The 16,036-nt window shown below is 66.7% G+C and carries 11 protein-coding genes and 1 pseudogene; 5 read left to right on the forward strand and 7 right to left on the reverse strand.

Going from position 1 to position 16,036, the window contains the following annotated elements:
• Positions 1-11: 11 nt before the first annotated feature.
• The 6 genes from glgB to ILP92_RS09935 form a co-directional block, all read right to left on the reverse strand.
• Positions 12-2,222: a 1,4-alpha-glucan branching protein GlgB gene (gene glgB, locus ILP92_RS09910; protein WP_198916219.1), complete on the reverse strand. Its 2,211-nt coding sequence runs from the start codon at positions 2,220-2,222 to the stop codon at positions 12-14.
• Positions 2,223-2,274: 52 nt separating this feature from the next.
• Entirely contained in the window at positions 2,275-4,641 is a 2,367-nt protein-coding gene (locus ILP92_RS09915) for a glycogen/starch/alpha-glucan phosphorylase (protein ID WP_198916220.1), read from the reverse strand.
• A gap of 222 nt (positions 4,642-4,863) precedes the next feature.
• The gene (locus ILP92_RS09920) at positions 4,864-6,465 is read right to left on the reverse strand and encodes a carboxyl transferase domain-containing protein (protein WP_368667864.1); all 1,602 of its coding nucleotides are present in this window, start codon (positions 6,463-6,465) and stop codon (positions 4,864-4,866) included.
• Positions 6,466-6,619: 154 nt separating this feature from the next.
• Entirely contained in the window at positions 6,620-6,904 is a 285-nt protein-coding gene (locus ILP92_RS09925) for a hypothetical protein (protein ID WP_198916221.1), read from the reverse strand.
• Complete coding sequence (locus ILP92_RS09930; protein ID WP_198916222.1) at positions 6,904-8,067, reverse strand: isovaleryl-CoA dehydrogenase; 1,164 nt, start codon at positions 8,065-8,067, stop codon at positions 6,904-6,906. Before ILP92_RS09930 ends, ILP92_RS09925 begins: the two co-directional genes overlap by 1 nt.
• Before the next feature lie 75 nt (positions 8,068-8,142).
• Positions 8,143-8,817 carry an HAD-IA family hydrolase gene (locus tag ILP92_RS09935; protein WP_198916223.1) on the reverse strand — a complete coding sequence of 225 codons (675 nt, stop codon included), beginning with the start codon at positions 8,815-8,817 and terminating at the stop codon, positions 8,143-8,145.
• Between the two features lie 101 nt (positions 8,818-8,918).
• Between ILP92_RS09935 and glmU the strand changes: the two genes are divergently transcribed.
• A complete protein-coding gene (gene glmU, locus ILP92_RS09940) occupies positions 8,919-10,268 on the forward strand; it encodes a bifunctional UDP-N-acetylglucosamine diphosphorylase/glucosamine-1-phosphate N-acetyltransferase GlmU (RefSeq protein WP_198916224.1) in 1,350 nt (449 codons plus the stop codon).
• 1 nt (position 10,269) lies between these two features.
• On the forward strand, positions 10,270-12,081 hold the full coding sequence (glmS, locus tag ILP92_RS09945; protein ID WP_198916225.1) for a glutamine--fructose-6-phosphate transaminase (isomerizing): 1,812 nt from the start codon (positions 10,270-10,272) through the stop codon (positions 12,079-12,081).
• A gap of 89 nt (positions 12,082-12,170) precedes the next feature.
• Here glmS and ILP92_RS09950 read toward each other — a convergent pair whose 3' ends face one another.
• Positions 12,171-12,671, reverse strand: a complete 501-nt coding sequence (locus ILP92_RS09950) for a hypothetical protein (protein ID WP_235971297.1) — start codon at positions 12,669-12,671, stop codon at positions 12,171-12,173.
• Between the two features lie 87 nt (positions 12,672-12,758).
• Between ILP92_RS09950 and moaA the strand changes: the two genes are divergently transcribed.
• The 3 genes and pseudogenes from moaA (at position 12,759) to ILP92_RS18510 (ending at position 16,036) form a co-directional block, all read left to right on the forward strand.
• Positions 12,759-13,763 carry a GTP 3',8-cyclase MoaA gene (gene moaA, locus ILP92_RS09955; RefSeq protein WP_198916226.1) on the forward strand — a complete coding sequence of 335 codons (1,005 nt, stop codon included), beginning with the start codon at positions 12,759-12,761 and terminating at the stop codon, positions 13,761-13,763.
• Positions 13,760-14,374: pseudogene (locus ILP92_RS18505) on the forward strand (3-deoxy-D-manno-octulosonic acid transferase); the annotation flags it as partial. The gene moaA and the pseudogene ILP92_RS18505, both read left to right, overlap by 4 nt.
• Positions 14,375-14,983: 609 nt before the next feature.
• On the forward strand, positions 14,984-16,036 hold the full coding sequence (locus ILP92_RS18510; RefSeq protein ID WP_235971321.1) for a glycosyltransferase family 4 protein: 1,053 nt from the start codon (positions 14,984-14,986) through the stop codon (positions 16,034-16,036).

Below are 16,036 nucleotides of genomic sequence, written 5' to 3' on the forward strand. Positions count from 1 at the left end.
GTCGTCGGGCGTCAGTCCTTGATGAAGATCTGCGTGCTGAGCGGCGGCAGAACGACCTTGGCTTGCGCAGGCTGTCCGTGAAGCGGTTCGGGCGTGGCATCGATGCCGCCCATGTTGCCACGATCGCTGCCGCCATAGACGCCCGCATCGGTGTTCAGCGCCTCGCGCCACCGGCCCGCCTGCGGCAGCGGCAGGATGTGCTCGGTCCGCTCGACCGGGGTCATGTTGCACACGACGACGACCTCGGCCGCGTCCTTGTCCTTGCCGCGACGGATCCAGGCATAGCTGGACTGTTTCGAATCGTTCGCCTCGATCCACTGGAAGCCCTTGGGGTCGCAATCAAGCTGATGCAGCGCGGGCGTGTCGCGGTAGAGCGTGTTCAGATCGCGCACGAGGCGGCGCACCCCGTCGTGCTTGGGGTCGTCCAGCAGGTCCCACGGCAATTGCCCCGCGGCCTTCCATTCGTGCGGCTGGGCGAATTCGCAGCCCATGAACAGCAGTTTCTTGCCCGGATGGCCCCACATGAAGCCGTAATAGGCGCGCAGGTTGGCGAATTTCTCCCACTCGTTGCCCGGCATCTTCGACAGCATCGAGCCTTTGCCATGCACCACTTCGTCATGGCTGATCGGCAGGATGAAATTCTCGGAAAATGCATAATGCAGCCCGAAGGTCATCTGGTGGTGGTGGTGCTGGCGGTAGATCGGATCCTTTTCCATGTAAGACAGGGTGTCGTTCATCCAGCCCATGTTCCACTTGTAGCCGAAGCCCAGCCCCCCCTGATCCACCGGGTGCGACACGCCCGGAAAACTGGTCGATTCCTCGGCCACGGTCATGATGCCCGGATGCTCGCCATAGGCGGCGATGTTGGTGTTCTGCAGCACCGCGATCGCTTCATAATTCTCACGGCCGCCATCCTTGTTGGGGATCCACTCACCTTCCTTGCGGCTGTAGTCACGATAGAGCATCGAGGCCACCGCATCCACGCGCAGCCCGTCGACGTGGTATTCCTCGAACCAGTACAGCGCGTTGGAAATCAGATAGTTGGCGACCTCGGTGCGACCGTAATTGTAGATCGCGGTGTTCCAGTCGGGATGAAATCCTTCGCGCGGGTCGGCGTGCTCGTAAAGCGCGGTGCCGTCGAACTTGGCCAGCCCATGCGCGTCCACCGGGAAGTGACCCGGAACCCAGTCCAGGATCATGCCCAGCCCCGCCTTGTGGGCGGCTTCCACCAAGTCGCGGAATTCGTGCGGGGTGCCGTGGCGGATGGTGGGCGCGAACATGCCCACGGGCTGGTAACCCCAGGACCCGTCGAAGGGATATTCGCTGATCGGCAGCAGCTCGATATGGGTGAAGCCCATGTCGGCCACGTATTCCACAAGCTCGGTGGCCGCTTCCTGGTAGGACAGCGACCGCCCGCCTTCATCCACGCGGCGCTTCCAGGACGGCAGATGCACTTCGTAAACGGAAATCGGAGAGGCGCGGTCGTTGAGCGATGCGCGCGTCTTCATCCACTCGGCGTCCTTCCAGCCATATCCGCGCAGGTCGCGCACGATGGACGCGTTTTCTGGCGGATGCTGCGAGCCGAAGCCGACCGGATCGGCCTTCAAGGGCTGCAGCGTGCCGCCGGGGCCGAGGATCTCGTACTTGTACGCCTCGCCCTCGGCCACGTTGGGGATGAAGATCTCCCACACACCGGTGGCGCCGCGCAGCCGCATGGGATGGCGCCGCCCGTCCCAGTGGTTGAAGCCGCCCACGACGCTGACGCGTTGCGCGTTCGGCGCCCAGACGGCGAAATGGGTGCCGGACTGGCCCTCACGCTCCATGACGTGAGCGCCCAGGACGGTCCAGATGCGGCGATGGGTGCCTTCGCCGAGCAGGTATTCGTCCATCTCGCCCATGACGGGACCGAAGCGATAGGCGTCTTCGTATTCCCAGTCGGCACCGTCGACGTGGCCCTTCAGCCAGTAATGGCCATCGCCGGGCACCGGGCCCGAGAAGACGCCCGTCCCGTCGGCCACCCGCGCAAGGGGATGCGCGGTGCCGTCATCGGTCATGGCGAACATTTCTTCGGCACCGGGATCGATGCAGGTGACGTGGCGTGTGCCATTCACGGAATGCGGACCCAGCACGGCGAAGGGATCGCCGTGCTGTCCGGCCTGTAGGGCGCGGGCCGCGTCTTGGGAAATGGCGGACTTGGCGGGCGTTTTGTCGGTTGTGCTCATACGCCCTAGCCTAGGCCGTTTGAGCATTACCGCAACCGTCCCGAGCGGGAATTTAGCCGGCCACGAGCGCCTGGGCGTCCCAAATATCGCGCATGTACCCCCGGATCGTCCTGTCCGAGCTGAACCAGCCCGACCGCGCCGTGTTCAGCACCGCCATCCGGGTCCAGTCGTCCTGGTCGGCATAGGCTTTTTCGACGTCACGCTGTGCGCGGTAGAAATCGGTGAAATCCGACGCAACCAGGAAGTAATCCGGCCCGCTGATATTGCCCACGATGCCGTCGAAGCTGTCACCGAAGGTGCCCTTGCGGATCTCGTCCAGCGCGCGCTTCAGGCGGGGATCGGCCTCGATCGCCTTTTGCGCATGGTTCGCGACCTCGCGGCGCTCGACCACCTCTTGCGCGGTCATGCCGAACAGGAAGAAGTTGTCCGCGCCCACGAGGTCACGGATTTCCACGTTGGCGCCGTCCAGCGTGCCGATGGTCAGCGCGCCGTTCAGCGCGAACTTCATGTTGCCGGTGCCCGACGCTTCCTTGCCCGCGGTGCTGATCTGCTCGGACAGCTCCGCCGCCGGGATCAGGCGTTCGGCCAGGGTGACGTTGTAATTGGCGGGATAGGCCACTTTGAGGTACTGGCTGGTCTGCGGATCGCGGTTCAGCACGTCGGCCACCGCGTTGATAAGATGGATGATTTCCTTGGCGAAGACGTAGCCGGGGGCCGCCTTGCCGCCGAAGATCTTCACGCGCGGCACCCAGTCGGCGTTGGGATTGTCCTTGATCTCAAGCCAATGGGCGATGGTTTCCAGGATGTTCAGGTGCTGGCGTTTGTATTCGTGGATGCGCTTGATCTGCACGTCGAACATGGCGTCGGGGTCCACGTCGGTGCCCCGCTCGCCCAGGTAATTCGAAAGGTCCGCCTTGTTCGCGCGCTTCGCGGCGGCATAGGCATCGCGGAAGGTGCGGTCGTCGGCCATGGGTTCGAGCTTTTTCAGCCGCTCAAGGTCGTCCACCCAGCCCTTGCCGATGGCCTGCGTGATCAGCTGGCTCAGGCGCGGATTGGCCGACAGCACCCAGCGGCGCGGCGTGACGCCGTTCGTCTCGTTCACGATCCGGTCGGGATGCAGGCGGTGCAGCTCGGCGAACACGGTTTCCTTCATCAGCTCGGTATGCAGCGCCGACACGCCGTTGACCTTGTGCGCCATGGCGAAGGCCAGCGGGCCCATCAGCACGTCGCCCTCGTCGGTCATGGTGACCTGGCGGTCCGGATGCTCGGCGGCGTGGGCCTTGTCGATCGCCTCGATCAGCTGCATGTGCCGCGGCAGCAGGTCCGACATCAGCTCAATCCCCCACCGCTCGAGCGCCTCGGGCAGCAGCGTGTGGTTGGTGTAGCTAAGGCAGCCGCGCGCGATCTCGATCGCTTGCTCCAGCGCCAGGCCACGCTCGTCCACCAGCAGGCGGACCAGTTCCGGCCCGGCGATGGCGGGGTGGGTGTCGTTCAGCTGGATCGCGACCTTTTGAGGCAGCAGGGTCAGGTCGTCGTATTCACTGTCGAACCGGCGCAGGATGTCGCGCAGGGACGCGGCTGTGAAGAAGAATTCCTGCTTCAGCCGCAGGCGCTTGCCCTCTTCGGTGGTGTCGTCGGGATAGAGCACGCGGCTGATCGTGCGCGCTGTGTTCTCGGGCTGCGCCGCGCCGTAATAGTCGCCCGCGTTGAAGCGGTCGAGGTCGAAGACCTGCTCGGGCACCGCCGCCCAGAGCCGCAGCGTGTTGGCCCAGTTTCCGTCCCAGCCGATGATGGGCGTGTCGAAGGCTTCGGCCACCACGGCCTCGTCCGGGGTCCAAACGGTCTTGCCGCCCAGATCCGTCACGGTGCCGCCGAACCCGATGGAAAACGACGCTTCGGGGCGCTCGAATTCCCACGCGTGGGTCTGGGTCAGCCAGTCCTCGGGCGCCTCGATCTGGCGACCGTCCTCGAAGCTCTGCTTGAACAGGCCGTGCTCGTAGCGGATGCCGTAGCCATAGGCCGGGCAACCGATGGTCGACAACGATTCCAGGAAACACGCCGCGAGCCGTCCCAGCCCGCCATTGCCGAGCGCCGCGTCGGGCTCGTCGCCCAGCACGTCGTCCAGCGACAGGCCCAGCCCGTCGAAGATCTCGGACGTCTCGTCCAACAGGCGCAGGTTCACCACCGCGTCCTCGAGCAGACGCCCGATCAGGAATTCCATCGACAGGTAATAGACGCGCTTGCCTTGCTGGGCGTAGGTCGCGCGGGTCGAGGCGAACCACGGATCGACGATCCTGTCCCGAATGGCGTAGCTGAGCGCCAGCCGCCAGTCGGTGATCTGGGCGTGGGATTCGTCCTTGCCCAGCGAATATTTCAGGTGACGCAGGATGTCGTCGCGAAGTTTCGTCTTGGTGGTCATAGCGAGCTATCTTTCGGGATGCGGCCCAAGCAGGCCGTAACTGGGGGAGTTAGCGGTAACCTTTCCCGCCTTGGCCCCAGCGTTTGCACGGCTTCGCCCAAGGCTGCAAGCGCTTTGAAAAGCGAATTGACGCAGGGCGTTTCCGTGACGCAACAGACCGCTGCGGACCGTTTCGGATAAGTGGCGCGCGTGATTTGCAGAATCCACCGGCACGGCAGGTCGTCACATCCGGAAGACGCCGAACCTGGTCTCGCCGATAGCAGTGTTGCAGGCCGCCGCGAGGCTCAGCGACAGCACCTGCCGCGCGGTTCGCGGGTCGATCACCCCGTCGTCCCAGAGCCGCGCGCTGGCGTAGAGCGGGTGCGACTGCCGCTCGAACTGCTCGATGATGGGCCGCTTGAACGCGGCCTCGTCGGCGTCCGACCACTCCTCGCCGCGCTTTTCCCTTTGGGCGCGCGTGACATCGGCCAGCACACCCGCCGCCTGCGGCCCGCCCATGGTCGAGATGCGTGCGTTGGGCCACGACCACAGGAAGCGCGGCGAATAGGCCCGCCCCGCCATCCCGTAATTGCCCGCCCCGAACGAGCCGCCGATCAGCATCGAGATCTTCGGCACCGCCGTGGTGCTGACCGCCGTCACCATCTTGGCGCCGTGCCGCGCGATGCCTTCGTTTTCGTATTTCCGGCCCACCATGAAGCCGGTGATGTTGTGCAGGAAGACCAACGGCACCCGGCGCTGGGAACAGAGCTCGATGAAATGCGCGCCCTTCTGGGCGGCTTCAGAGAACAGCACGCCGTTATTGGCCACGATCCCCACCGGCCAGCCGTCCACATGGGCAAAGCCGGTGACCAGGGTGTCGCCGAAGCGGGCCTTGAATTCGTCGAAGCGTGAGCCGTCCACCATCCGCGCGATCACCTCGCGCACGTCATATGGCGTGGTCAGCGCCTTTGGGAGGACGCCAAGCACCTCGTCCGGATCATAATCGGGATCCTCGGACGCCTGCCGCGGGGAGACGTGCTGTCCCGCCCCAAGCGACGCCACGGCCTGCCGCGCCAGGGCCAGCGCGTGGGCGTCGTCCTCGGCCAGGTAATCGGCCACGCCCGAAAGGCGGGTGTGCACGTCGCCTCCGCCCAGGTCCTCGGCCGTGACGACCTCGCCCGTCGCGGCCTTCACCAGCGGCGGGCCGGCCAGGAAGATCGTGCCCTGGTCGCGCACGATGATCGTCACGTCGGACATGGCGGGCACATAGGCGCCACCGGCCGTGCAGGACCCCATGACGACGGCGATCTGGGCGATGCCCTTGGCGCTCATCTGCGCCTGGTTGTAGAAGATGCGCCCGAAATGGTCGCGGTCCGGGAAGACTTCGTCCTGCAACGTCAGGTTCGCGCCGCCGGAATCGACCAGGTAGATGCACGGCAGACCGTTCTGCTCGGCAATCTCCTGGGCGCGCAGGTGTTTCTTCACGGTCATCGGGAAATACGTGCCGCCCTTCACGGTGGCGTCGTTGGCCAGCACCATGCAGAGCTGCCCCGACACGGTGCCGACCCCCGCGATGGCGCCCGCCGCGGGCGCATCGCCGCCATACATGCCATGGGCCGCGGTCAGCCCGACCTCGAGGAACGCGGATCCGGGATCGAGCAGACCGGCCACCCGGTCACGTGGCGCCATCTTGCCGCGCGCCTCGTGGCGGGCACGGGCCCGCGCGCCGCCACCCGCCATGGCCGTCTCCGCCGCCGCGCGCATCTGGTCGATCAGGTCCAGGTGATGGGCCCGGTTTTCCCTGAACTCGGCCGCGCCGGTCAGGATGTGCGATTGAAGCTTCACGGGCGGCAGGTCCTTACGGCGCGGATATCCGCCCCGAGCCTAGGCGCGCCCCGCCGGACCGGCAAGCGATCCGGCGCTTGTTATCACTGTTCTACAAATAGTTTGTCGCAAAGGCAGTCTGACGGCCCACCCATTGATCCTCACGCCCCTGCGCTCAGATGCCGCCCGGTTCCGGTACGGCCACGTCGCCGCCCCAGCGCGATACGCCATAGACCCGGCGCGCGTCACCGTCGCAGATCACGCGGATCCAGACCCGGCCCTGCCCCGGCACGCCGATGCAGTCGCCCGCGCGCCCGCCGGTCTCGGCCACGTAGCGCGCCGCGCGGTCGGCGATCACCGCGCCCTCGTCCAGGCGCATCACCCGCAATCCCGCCGTCAGACCCAGTGCCAAGGCGGCGAGCGACACCGCCACCAACCCCAGCAGGACCGGCCCGCGCATCACTGCATCCCGGCCATCAGTTCACGGCCAATCAGCATGCGCCGGATCTCGGACGTTCCTGCGCCGATCTCCATCAGCTTGGCGTCGCGGAACAGCCGTGCGACCGGGCTGTCGGCCATGAAGCCCGCACCGCCCATGGCCTGCACTGACTGGTGGGCCACCTTCATCGCCTCTTCGCTGGCGTAGAGCACGCAGGCCGCCGCATCCTGGCGGGTGACACGGCCGCGATCGCAGGCCTTCGCGACCTCATAGACATAGGCCCGCGCGCTGTTCATCGCGGTGTACATGTCGGCGATCTTGCCCTGCATCAGCTGGAAATCCCCGATCCGCTGGCCGAACTGCTTGCGCTCGGCCAGATACGGCATGATCTCGTCCAGGCAGGCGGCCATGATGCCGGTGCCGATGCCGCTGAGCACCACGCGTTCGTAATCCAGCCCCGACATCAGCACGGCCACACCGCCGCCCTCTTCGCCCAGCACGTTCTCGAACGGCACTTCCACGTCGTCGAAGATCAGCTCGGCGGTGTTTGAGCCGCGCATCCCCAGCTTGTCGAAATGCGCACTCGTGGTGAACCCGGTCATGGTCCGCTCGATCAGGAAGGCGGTGATGCCCCTGGAGCCCGCCTTGGCGTCGGTCTTTGCGTAAACCACCAGCGTGTCGGCATCGGGGCCGTTGGTGATCCAGTACTTCGTGCCGTTGAGCCGGTAGTGATCGTTGCGCTTCTCGGCGCGCAGCTTCATCGACACCACGTCGCTGCCCGCGCCCGCTTCGGACATCGCCAGCGCGCCCACGTGTTCGCCGCTGATCAGCTTCGGCAGGTACCGCGCCTTCTGGTCCGCGCTGCCGTTCAGCGCGATCTGGTTGACGCACAGGTTGGAATGCGCGCCGTAGCTCAGGCCAACGCTGGCACTGGACCGCGCGATCTCCTCGACCGCGACCACGTGGGCCAGGTAGCCCATGCCCGCGCCGCCGTCTTCCTCGGGCACGGTGATGCCCAGCAGGCCGAGCGCGCCCATCTCGGGCCAAAGCTCGGGCGGAAACGTGTTTGCGCGGTCGATCTCGGCCGCGAGCGGCTTCACGCGCTCCTGCGCCCAGCCATGCACCATTTCGCGCATGGCGTTGATGTCGTCGCCCAGATCGAATGTCATCGAGCCCGTGAACATTTGCGCATCCCCCTGCCGTTGCATCACTCTAGCGACGGTGCCGCCGGGCGCAAATTTTCGTCGAAAATTTGCCGCCTAGCCCAGGAGCCTGTCGACGATCAGCGGCAAATCCGAAAAGCGGTCGAGCAACGCCTCGGGCGCGAGCTCGGCCACCGCTTCGCCTTCGGGGCCGAAGCTGACCAGCACCGACGCCACGCCCGCGTTGCGCGCGGTTGTGCGGTCGGTTTCCGTGTCGCCCACCAGCACGGCCCGCGCGCGGTCGCCGCCCGCACGGTCCACCGCTTCGAAGAAATGCGCGGGATCGGGCTTGCGCACCGCCAGCGTGTCCGCGCCGATGAGCGGGCCGAACGTGTCGCGATGGCCGAGCGCGCGCAGCAGCTTGTCGGCAAGTCCGTAGGGTTTGTTGGTGGCGATCCCCACCGCGTCGCCGCGCGCGGCGAGCGCCTGCGCCGCGTCCACCGCACCGGGATAGAAGGCCGAGTGCACGCAGACCGCATCGTCGTAATGCTCCAGAAGCCGCGGGTATTGCGCGTCCACGCGCGCCTCGCCGCCGAGACCCAGTCGCGCGAAGCCTAGCCGCAGCATGGCGCGTCCGCCGCGAAAGGCCGTCGCCTTGTCGGCCTCGGGGTCCAGCAGGTCGCCATGGCCCAGCTCGCGGAAACACGCATTCGCCGCCGCGATCAGGTCCGCGCCGGTGTCCACCAGCGTGCCGTCCAGATCAAGAATGACCGTTTTCCTGCGCGTATCCATGTGGCCGGTAACTCTGCGAAACCCGATGTGAAGGCAAGCGGGATTGCGCCCGGCCCGCGGCTCGTGACAGACAACACCAAACGAAACGGGGGCTTTCCGCCATGCCATCCCACCTGATCATCCTGGCCGCGGGCGCGGGCACGCGCATGCAGTCCGATCTGCCCAAGGTCCTGCACCGAGTGGGCGGCGCACCGCTCTTCGCGCATGCCCTGAATGCGGCCGAGGGTCTGGGCGCCGAGCGGCGCATCCTTGTCGCGGGTCACGGCGCCGAGCGGGTGCGCGCCGTGGCGGCCGAAATCGATCCGGACCTGCATATCGTGCTGCAGACCGAGCAGCTTGGCACCGCCCATGCCGTCGCCCAGGCCCGCGAAGCGCTTGCCGGTGCGACGGGCGACGTGTTCATTCTTTACGGCGACACCCCCTTCATACGACCGGAAACATTGCGCGCGATGGCCGACGCCCGCGCGGAGGGTGCCGCCGTCGTCGTGCTGGGTTTCGAGGCCGCCGATCCGGGCCGCTACGGTCGGCTGAAAGTGGTCGACGGCACGCTGGAAGCCATCATCGAGCACAAGGATGCATCGGATGAAGATCGCGCCATAACGCTCTGCAATTCCGGCGTGATTTGCGCGGACGCGGAACAGATTTTCGACCTGATCGACGCGGTGGGCAACGACAATGCGTCGAAGGAATACTACCTAACCGATATCGTGGCCCACGCCCGCGCCCGAGGGCTGGAAACCGCCGCCGTGACCTGCCCCGAATCCGAGACCATGGGCATCAACACGCGCGCCGAACTCGCCAGGGCGGAAGCCTTTTTCCAGGCCCGCAAACGGGCCGAGGCGCTCGAGACCGGCGTGACCCTGACCGCACCCGACACGGTCTTCTTCGCCCACGACACCCATCTGGGTCGCGACGCCGTCGTCGAGCCGCACGTCGTTTTCGGCCCCGGTGTCACGGTCGAGTCGGGCGCGCAGATCCGCGCCTTCAGCCATTTGGAAGGATGCCATGTGGGCGCGGATGCAGTCGTCGGCCCCTATGCCCGCCTGCGACCCGGAACCGAACTGGGCAACGGCGCGAAGATCGGCAACTTCGTCGAGACGAAGAACGCCGAGATCGGCGAAGGCGCGAAGGTCAACCACCTGAGCTATATCGGCGACGCGCATGTGGGCGAGGCCGCCAACATCGGCGCGGGCACCATCACCTGCAACTACGACGGCGTCTTCAAGCACCGCACCCATATCGGCGCGCGGGCCTTCATCGGGTCGGACACCATGCTGGTGGCGCCCGTCACGATCGGCAATGATGCCATGACCGGCTCGGGCTCGGTCATCACCGCCGACGTGCCGGATGGCGCGCTGGCCCTGGCGCGTGCCCGGCAGGAAAATCGCGAAGGTTTCGCCCGCAAGCTGATGGCCAGGCTGCGGGCTGCGAAACAGAAAAGGACCAACTGAGATGTGCGGAATCGTCGGCGTCCTGGGCAAGCACGAAGTGTCGCCCCTGCTGGTCGAGGCGCTCAAGCGTCTTGAATATCGCGGCTATGACAGCGCCGGCATCGCCACGGTCAATGACGGCCATCTCGACCGGCGCCGCGCGGTCGGCAAGCTCATCAACCTGTCCGATCACCTGGTGCGCTCGCCGCTGCCGGGCAAATCCGGCATCGGCCACACGCGATGGGCCACGCATGGGGCGCCGAGTGTCACCAATGCCCATCCCCATCGCGCCGGCCCCGTGGCCGTCGTCCATAATGGGATCATCGAGAACTACGCCGCGCTGCGCGATGAACTGCGCGCCCAGAACCTGGGCCCCGAAAGCGACACCGACACCGAAACCGTCGCCCTTCTGACGCAATCCTTTCTGCAGGCGGGCGACAGCCCCCAACAGGCGGTGGCGAAGACGCTCGCCAAGCTCGAAGGCGCCTTCGCGCTGGCCTTCCTGTTCGACGGCCACGATGACCTGATGATCGCCGCGCGCCGCGGCTCGCCGCTGGCGATCAGCCTGGGCGACGGCGAGGCTTATGTCGGCTCGGACGCGATCGCGCTGGCCCCGATGACCGATCACCTGACCTATCTCGAGGAAGGTGACCTGGCTGTGCTCACGCGTCATTCGATGCAGATCTTCGACGAGACGGGCGCGCCCGTCACCCGCGCGATCGAATCGATCACGCCCGAGGCGGGCCGGGTCGAGAAGGGTGGCCATCGTCACTGGATGGCCAAGGAAATCGCCGAACAGCCTGCCGTTCTGGACACCGCACTGGCCCATTACATCCACGATGGGGCCATTCGTCTGCCCGAAGGCGACGTGGATTTCAGCGATGTCACCCGCATCGTCATGGTCGCCTGCGGCACCGCGTTCTACGCGTGTCTGACGGCGAAATACTGGATCGAGCGCCTGGCGGGCGTGCCCGTCGAAGTCGACGTGGCGTCCGAGTTCCGCTATCGCGAACCGCCGATCACCGATGGTACGCTTGCGATCTTCGTGTCGCAATCTGGCGAGACGGCGGACACGTTGGCCGCGCTGCGCTATTGCGAGGGCCGCGCGCGGATCGTGTCGGTGGTCAATGTCGAGACGTCGTCGATCGCGCGCGCGTCCGACGTGGCGCTGCCGATCTTGGCAGGCCGCGAGATCGGCGTTGCATCCACCAAGGCGTTCACCTGCCAGCTTGCGGTGCTGGGCGTGCTGGCGCTGAAGGCCGCGCAGGATCGCGGAACGCTGAGCGCAGCCGAGATCAGAAGCCATCTGGAAGACCTGACCCGCGTGCCCGCGCTGATCGCCCAGGCGTTGAACCTGGAAGACGATCTGAGCGATATCGCCCGCGACCTGTCCGAGGCGCGCGACATCCTGTTCATCGGCCGGGGCCCCATGTACCCCCTGGCCCTGGAAGGCGCTCTGAAACTGAAGGAAATCAGCTACATACACGCCGAGGGTTATGCATCTGGCGAACTGAAACACGGGCCCATCGCGCTGGTCGATGACAGTGTGCCGGTGATCGTCTTCGCGCCCTCGGACGATCTGTTCGGCAAGACCGTCAGCAACATGCAAGAGGTCATGGCCCGAGGCGGCAGGGTCGTGCTGGTCAGCGACGCGCAGGGGCTGAAAGCTCAGCCCGGAAGCTGGCACAGCGCGCAGATGCCGCACGCTCCAGATCTGTGGGGTCCGTTACTTTACGCCATTCCGGCGCAGCTTCTGGCCTATCACACGGCGGTCGCCAAGGGGACTGATGTGGACCAGCCGCGCAACCTAGCCAAGTCCGTGACGGTGGAATAGCGCGCAGCAGCGCAGCACGCTATTGCGCCGCGCTTCAGCCTGACTGTGTCTGTCGCCGGAAGGCTGCCAGGCTCATGCGCCCCGTGCTCTCAGTTGGCATAGACGATCAGGGTCGGCAGATCGGTCAGCGGTGCCTCGAGCAATCGCATGGCCGCCAGCGACACCTGCGATCCGCCGTCGCCGGCGAGGGGCCGCAATTCCACCACGGCGCTCTTGCCCGAGCCGGGATATTCCAGCCGCCCCGATCGCTGTTCGGTGACAAGCGGCGTCTTGATCCACAGCCCCGGCTCGGTCGGATCGCCAAGCGACGCCACCACCTCGCCCAGCCGCGTCTCGCCGCCCGTGGGTGCGGCGGTGGCGGCGGCTTTCTGCTCTTGGGTGGTGGTGTCGAACTGATCCACCGTGCGCGCGGCCGCTGCGGGCCGTGGCGCGCTGACGATCGCGGCGATTTCTTCGGGCGGGGGCGGCGTATCTTCCACCGTCGGGGCAGGCCCCGAAACGGGCCTTGCGGCAAAGGGGTTGGGAAGCTGCGCGCAGCCCGACAGAGCCATGGAAAGCGCCAGTGCGCCGGACAAAATACGTGTGTTCATGGTGCCGAGACTATGCACTAGACGACGCCTTGCCAACGACCAAAGGAGGCTTGCGGCGGGCCTTCGCCCCCCTTACTTTGACAGCCCATGAAAACAGCCCTCATCGACCCGTTCCAGCGTGCCATTTCCTACCTGCGCGTGTCCGTTACCGACCGCTGCGACTTCCGCTGCGTCTATTGCATGTCGGAGAACATGCAGTTCTTGCCCAAGAAGGAACTGCTGAGCCTGGAAGAGCTCGACCGGATGTGCGCCACCTTCATCCGGCTGGGTGTGAAGAAGCTGCGCATCACCGGGGGCGAGCCGCTGGTCCGGCGCGATATCATGACCTTCTTCCGCTCGATGTCGCGCCATCTCGACAGCGGCGATCTGCACGAGCTGACGCTGACCACCAACGGCTCGCAGCTGCACCGCTTTGCCGATGATCTTTACGCTGCAGGCGTGCGCCGGGTGAACGTGTCGCTCGACACGCTTGAAGAGGCGAAGTTCGCGCGCGTGACCCGCTGGGGCCGTCTGCCGCAGGTGCTGAAGGGCATCGACGCGGCGCAAAAGGCGGGTCTGAAGGTCAAGATCAACACCGTGGCGCTGAAGGGCTTCAACGAGGACGAGCTGTTCACCCTGACCGAATGGTGCGCCAGCCGCGGCATGGACCTGACCTTCATCGAGGTCATGCCCATGGGCGACCTGGGCGGCGAGGATCGCGTCGGCCAGTACTGGGCGCTCGACGACCTGCGCGCTCAACTGGCGACCCGCTACAGCCTGAGTGACATCCCGAAACGCACCGGCGGCCCCGCCCGCTATTCGCGGGTCGCCGAGACCGGCCAGGATATCGGTTTCATCACGCCGCTGACCCACAATTTCTGCGAAAGCTGCAATCGCGTGCGGCTGACCTGCACGGGCGAGCTCTACATGTGCCTGGGCCAGGAAGACATGGCCGACCTGCGCGCGCCGCTGCGGGCCTCGGACGACGATGCGGTGCTGGAAAACGCGATCCGCGCCGCGATTTCGCTAAAGCCCAAGGGCCACGATTTCGACTATTCGCGGCAGCGCGCGGACGGACAGATGACCCGCCATATGAGCCATACCGGCGGATGAGGCTTGCCTATGCGGGCTACCGCGCGCTGACCCGATTGATCGCGCCCGTCTTGGCGCGCCGTGATGCCGCGAAACTGGCCGAGGCGGGCGTGCCCGCGCCGCGCCGCCGTGAACGCCTGGGCCATGCGTCGCGGCCGCGCCCCGACGGCCCGGTGATTTGGCTGCACGCCGTATCCGTTGGCGAGGCGATGTCGATCCTGCCCCTCCTGCCCGCCTTTTCCCGGCGGGCCAGCGTGGTGCTGACCACGACCTCCGCCACCTCTGCCCGTATCGTGGCCGAACGCGCGCCGAAGGGCATCATCCACCAGTTCGCCCCGCTGGATACCGCGGCGGCCACGCACCGCTTCCTGGACCATTGGCGCCCCGATCTGCTGATCCTGACCGAATCCGAGCTTTGGCCCCGTCAGATCACGCTGGCCCATGACCGCGCCATTCCCGTGGCGCTCATCGGCGCACGGCTGTCCGACCGCTCGCTGGCGCGCTGGCGTAAGCTGAAGCCGTTGTCCCGCCACATGCTCTCGCGCCTGTCGCTGGTCCTGGCCCAGGATCAGCGCACGGCGGACGGGCTTCTTTCCCTGGGCCTTGACGCTGGGAAGCTCGAGGTCACCGGCAACCTGAAGACCCTTGCCAGCCCCCTGCCCGCCGATCCAGCAGCCCTTGCCGCCTTGCGCAACACCATCGGAGCCCGCCCGGTCTGGGTCGCCGCATCGACCCATCCGGGGGAAGAGGCGATCGCCGCGGCCGCCCACCGCAGCTTGCGCGCGCAATACCCGGATCTGCTGCTGATTCTCGCCCCCCGGCACCCCGAACGCGGTCACGAAATCGCGTCGCAGCTACGCCGCGACGGCTGGCAAGTCGCCCAGCGATCGAAAGGCATGACGCTGGAGCGGGCGACCCAGATCTACCTGGCCGACACGCTGGGCGAGCTAGGCCTGTGGTTCCGCCTGTCGAAGGTCGCGCTGATCGGCGGCTCGTTCTCCGAGATGGGCGGCCACAACCCGCTGGAGGCCGCGCAACTGGGCTGCTTTCCGGTCTCGGGTCCGTCGATCACCAATTTCGCCGACGCCTACGACACCCTGCAATCCACCGATGCGGCCAGGGTCATCGCGTCCGCCGACGCGCTGTCCGACGCGATCGCAGCACGGCTGCACGCGGAGCAGATCGCGCCGCCCGAACAGGACGGCGACGCCGACGCCATAGCGGCCAAGCCCCTCGCGCTGATGGACGCGCCACCGCCGGATGCGCCCCCCAGCGTCATCGCACCCAATTTCAAACGCCGCCTGTCGGGCGTCACCGCGACGGTCGTACGCCTTGTCCCGCTGCAGGCCCGTCAGATCGCCATCCGCGCCGCCGCCCCTGCGCTGCCCGATAACGTCCCGCAGATCCCGCTGGCGCATCTGGCGTTCCTGCCGCGCCGCGCACCGCGCGTTTGGCACGCCCGCCGCAATGTCGAGATGATCGGTGGCCTTGCCCTGCGCCACCTGCTGCGGAAACGTCTGGCGCTGCTCTTCACTTCGGCGTCACAACGCGACCACACCGGTTTGACCAAACGGCTGATCGACCAGATGGATGCGATCGTGGCCACGTCGGATAAATCCGCAAGCTATCTCGACCGCACCGCCACGGTCATCCGCCACGGCATCGACACCGATGCCTTTGCGCCCGCACCGGACCGCGCGGCGCTTCGCGCTCGGCTGGACCTGCCCGGCGGCACACTGATCGGCTGCTACGGCCGCATCCGGGCCTCGAAAGGCACGGACCTTTTCGTGGATGCCATGATCGCAGCGCTGCCGCATCATGCGGACGCCACGGCCCTGGTCATGGGGCGTGCCACGCAGAAGGACCGCGCTTTCCTCGACGATCTGAGGGCGCGTGTGAAATCCGCGGATCTGTCCGACCGCATCTGCTTCCTGCCCGAGGTGCCGGTTCACCAGATCGCCGATTGGTACGCCACGCTCGACCTTTACGTCGCCCCCCAGCGGTGGGAGGGCTTCGGCCTGACCCCGCTCGAAGCGATGGCCTGCGCGGTGCCCGTGATCGCCACCCGCGTCGGTGCTTTCGACGAGATGATCCTGGACGGCACCACGGGCGGCCTGATCCCCAGCGAAGACCCCGCCGCCATGGAGGCGGCGATCCACGACGCCCTGGCGGATCCCGCGCGCATGGCGGGTTGGGGCCACGCGGCCCGCACCCATGTCACAGAGCATTTCACGCTGCAGGCCGAGGCCGACGCCCTGATCGCGCTCTACCGCGATCTGCTCGCCCGCGTCTGA

It is taken from the genome of Palleronia pontilimi (genome assembly GCF_016412875.1).
GTDB classification, from domain to species: Bacteria; Pseudomonadota; Alphaproteobacteria; order Rhodobacterales; family Rhodobacteraceae; genus Palleronia; species Palleronia pontilimi.

Excerpts from the sequence above, each read along its gene's own strand:
- ILP92_RS09930 (WP_198916222.1), bottom strand. The coding sequence starts at position 8,067 with ATGTTCACGGGCTCGATGACATTCGATCTGGGCGACGACATCAACGCC.
- glmU (WP_198916224.1), top strand. The coding sequence starts at position 8,919 with ATGCCATCCCACCTGATCATCCTGGCCGCGGGCGCGGGCACGCGCATG.
- moaA (WP_198916226.1), top strand. The coding sequence starts at position 12,759 with ATGAAAACAGCCCTCATCGACCCGTTCCAGCGTGCCATTTCCTACCTG.
- ILP92_RS09950 (WP_235971297.1), bottom strand. The coding sequence starts at position 12,671 with ATGAACACACGTATTTTGTCCGGCGCACTGGCGCTTTCCATGGCTCTG.
- glmS (WP_198916225.1), top strand. The coding sequence starts at position 10,270 with ATGTGCGGAATCGTCGGCGTCCTGGGCAAGCACGAAGTGTCGCCCCTG.
- glgB (WP_198916219.1), bottom strand. The coding sequence starts at position 2,222 with ATGAGCACAACCGACAAAACGCCCGCCAAGTCCGCCATTTCCCAAGAC.
- ILP92_RS09925 (WP_198916221.1), bottom strand. The coding sequence starts at position 6,904 with ATGCGCGGGCCGGTCCTGCTGGGGTTGGTGGCGGTGTCGCTCGCCGCC.
- ILP92_RS09935 (WP_198916223.1), bottom strand. The coding sequence starts at position 8,817 with ATGGATACGCGCAGGAAAACGGTCATTCTTGATCTGGACGGCACGCTG.
- ILP92_RS09915 (WP_198916220.1), bottom strand. The coding sequence starts at position 4,641 with ATGACCACCAAGACGAAACTTCGCGACGACATCCTGCGTCACCTGAAA.
- ILP92_RS18510 (WP_235971321.1), top strand. The coding sequence starts at position 14,984 with ATGGACGCGCCACCGCCGGATGCGCCCCCCAGCGTCATCGCACCCAAT.